Source organism: Acidovorax sp. GW821-FHT09B03, assembly GCF_059418305.1.
The window spans coordinates 1-3,185 of record NZ_JBWKPP010000042.1; the positions used below are offsets into that span (position 1 = coordinate 1).

The window sequence follows — 3,185 nt, forward strand, 5'->3', positions numbered from 1 at the left end:
GGATGATGGTGATGGCCAGGAAGATCGCCAGGGCGATGGCCAGTGCGCCGGCGATCAGCACGTCGCGCAGCAGGGCCTCGGCCGCTGCCTCGGCCCGGTCACCGGCAGCGCCCGTGACCTTTGCCTGGTAGTCCACCTGCTCCTGGATCGCCTTCTGGTATTCCAGTTGAACCGGGCGCAACTGCTCCACCAGCAGCTTCAACGCCTCGTCCTTCTGGTCCTTGGCGATCAAGCCCAGGTACTGGTCCCCCAGCCGCAGGAACTCTGCACGGTGCTGCTGCATGCGTGCCAGGCTCTCCTTGCCCTTTTCGGACTGGATCAGCGCGGTGAGCGTTTCCAGCTGCTTGGCGATCGTCGAGCGCGCCGTGCCAATCTGGTCACGCGACGATTTGACGATGGCCTCCGAGGAGAAGATCGCCAGGTTGCGGAACTGGATCGCCTGCACATTCACCCCGTCGGCCAGCGCGCCCATGGCCCTGGTGATGGGGATGCGCGTGGTAACGATGTCATTGAGCGCCGCGCGCTGGCTGGCAGAACGTGCCAGCGCCACCCCTCCCAGGGCGATCAGCAGCAGCACCATGGCGGCAAAGGCCACCACCAGCCGTGTGGAAATATTCAAGCGATTCATCCGGTCCCTCGTTGGTTGGTTTTTGGGTGTTTTTCACGTTATCCGTGCGTTGCGTTCCTGACCAGTCCTAATTCGCCACTGCTGAGCAGCGCCTCGATGTCCATCAGGATCAGCATGCGCTCGCCCACGCTGGCAATGCCGGCGACAAAAGCCGGGTCGAGGTGGCCCTGGGGCTCGAACTGCGGCACGGGCTTGATGAGCTCCGGGGTCAGGGTGACCACGTCGGCCACGGCATCCACCACGGCGCCGACCAGCAAGGCCCCCATGTCCAGGATGATGACCACCGTGAAGTCGGTATTGCTCGCCTCGGGGCATTGGAGCTTCACGCGCAGGTCCAGGATCGGCACGATGCGCCCGCGCAGGTCGATCACCCCCTTGATGAAGTCCGGTGCATGGGCCATGCGGGTGGGCTGCTCGTAGGAGCGGATTTCCTGCACGCGCAGGATGTCGATGCCGTACTCCTCCGCCCCCAGGCGAAAGCTCAGGTACTCCCCTGCGCGGCCGGCAGGCTGGGCAGTGCGGGAAGGGGTTTCGGGAGAGGCTGCAGCAAAGGCTTGGGTCATGGGAGGGGAGATTCGGGAGGGGAAGGCATGCGCTACCGGGTCGGGCCAGGAGGCCGCGGGCACTCCCAAAAGCATAGCAGTGAAAAGTTACATTTCAGAACAAAATCTGGCCGATCCCGGCCATCCGATGCCACCTGGGACGCCACCCTGCCTCCAGGTTGCAAAGGGGCGGGGCCTGCCTCATTGGAGAGGTGCCTCCACTCCCGGCGCGGGTTCCGGTGCCAAAAAATGTTACCGTTACCCAGCTTGTCGAATGGCGGGTTGCTGGACCGCTGGCGCCCTGGCCGCCACTCCTGACACCGCCGGGCAGTCGCCTTGAGCCCCCTGGAATGACCTGATGACGCTGTTCACCAAAAAAGAGACCCACCCCCACCCCATGCCAGCCCCCGGCCTGTCTTTGCTGGCGCTGGAGTTGCGCGCGCCCTGGGAATTCGGCGCCGTGCTGCCCGCCTGGCCCGTGCTGCAGCGCGCACCCCAGGGTGACGGGCACACCGTCATCGTGTTTCCGGGGCTATCGGCAGGCGACGCCACCACGGCGCCGTTACGCCGCTACCTGGAATCACGCAGCTACGACGCCCAGGGCTGGGGCCAGGGCCTGAACCTGGGCCCGCGCGAAGGTGTGCTGGACCATGCCAAGCAGCAGTTGCAGCAGGCCGCACAGCGCAGCGGCGGCAAGGTGAGCCTGGTGGGCTGGAGCCTGGGCGGCATCTATGCCCGCGAACTGGCCAAGGAGCTGCCCGACCTGGTGCGCTGCGTGGTGACGCTGGGCACGCCCTTTGCCGGCCCGCACACCTCCACCAATGCCTGGCGCATCTACCAGTTCGCCAGTGGCCGCAGCATCGAGCGCGAAGTGGCCAGCTACAACCTGCCCGAGGCGCCCCCGGTGCCCACCTCCAGCATCTACTCGCGCAGCGATGGCGTGGTGGCCTGGCGCGGCAGCCTGCAGGCGCCGGCGGCGCACAACCCGCACACCGAGAACATCGAGGTGGTGGCCAGCCACTTCGGCATTGGCCTGAACCCGAGCGCCTGGTGGGTGGTGGCCGACCGGCTGGCCCAACCCTCCGGGCCGAAGGCCGAGTGGCAGGCCTTCAAGCGCCCGACACTGCCGGGGCTGCAGCTGGTGTTCCCCAACCCCCACCGGCCTGGATAAATCCAGGGCAGAGACAGCAGCCATGAAAAAACCCGCCTTGGCGGGTTTTTTCATGGCGGAACCTGGCCCTGCCTCAGCGGTTGAGGTCCTCGCGCCCGGTTTCCCCGGTGCGGACGACTTCGTGCTCCGCCGGTCCGGGAATGGTGCTGCTGGGTTCGTCCGGTCGGGTGACCGCGCCGGCGGCTGCACCACCAAGGGCACCGGCCACGACGCCCAGTGTGCCCCCGACGACCACGCCCACGGGTCCACCCACAGCTGCCCCGACGGCAGCTCCGGTCGCGGCGCCGGCCACGACCCCGCCGCCCACGAGGGCCGACTGGGATTCACGCTCTTTCTCGGCATCCGACAAAGGCAGCTGTGCTGCAGGATCGGGATCCTGCGAGGGAATGCCGTGGCCAGGGCGCGCCTGCTGGGCGAGGTCCTGGTCCAGGGCGGCGGCTTTGGTGGTGGCGGGGGTCATGGGCTTCTCCGGGGAAGTGAAGGGATCGGCCAGCGATGCCCAGGGGCAAGGCCAGCCACCCCTCCGTTGTAAGCCCCGTGCCTTGCAGATGGCGCCGTCTGTCAGGCCGCGGCGCTGTCAGACAAGGCGCTTGACCCCCATCAAGCAAGCGTCAGAAGCTCTCCCACTCGTCATCCCCACCGCCGGCCGCCTTGGCCGGGGCCTTGGGTGCGGCTGCCGCGGGGCTCTGCGCTGGCGCCTTGGGCGCAGCCAGCCGGCTGGCCACCGGCGCCTTGCCCACCGGGGCCTTCACTGCAGCGCGCGCCGGCATGGCCAACGGCTTGCGCACCGCAGGCGCCGGGGCGGGGGCCGGGGCTGCACTGGCGCGCTGGCTGCCTGCCCCGT

The 3,185-nt window shown here is 68.0% G+C and carries 4 protein-coding genes and 1 pseudogene; 1 reads left to right on the forward strand and 4 read right to left on the reverse strand.

Annotated features, from left to right (window positions below):
* Together AC07PA_RS32585 and AC07PA_RS32590 are read right to left on the reverse strand one after the other, a co-directional pair.
* On the reverse strand, positions 1 to 628 hold a 628-nt coding region (locus AC07PA_RS32585; RefSeq protein ID WP_494655420.1), incomplete at its 3' end, for an MCP four helix bundle domain-containing protein.
* Between the two features lie 38 nt (positions 629 to 666).
* The gene (locus AC07PA_RS32590) at positions 667 to 1,191 is read right to left on the reverse strand and encodes a chemotaxis protein CheW (protein WP_494606063.1); all 525 of its coding nucleotides are present in this window, start codon (positions 1,189 to 1,191) and stop codon (positions 667 to 669) included.
* Positions 1,192 to 1,528: 337 nt separating this feature from the next.
* Here AC07PA_RS32590 and AC07PA_RS32595 point away from each other — a divergent pair, with 337 nt between their 5' ends.
* Positions 1,529 to 2,341, forward strand: a complete 813-nt coding sequence (locus tag AC07PA_RS32595; RefSeq protein ID WP_494606064.1) for an alpha/beta fold hydrolase — start codon at positions 1,529 to 1,531, stop codon at positions 2,339 to 2,341.
* Between the two features lie 73 nt (positions 2,342 to 2,414).
* Here AC07PA_RS32595 and AC07PA_RS32600 read toward each other — a convergent pair whose 3' ends face one another.
* Positions 2,415 to 2,801 carry a bacteriocin gene (locus AC07PA_RS32600; RefSeq protein WP_494606066.1) on the reverse strand — a complete coding sequence of 129 codons (387 nt, stop codon included), beginning with the start codon at positions 2,799 to 2,801 and terminating at the stop codon, positions 2,415 to 2,417.
* A gap of 151 nt (positions 2,802 to 2,952) precedes the next feature.
* Positions 2,953 to 3,185, reverse strand: a pseudogene (locus AC07PA_RS32605) (methyl-accepting chemotaxis protein); the annotation flags it as partial.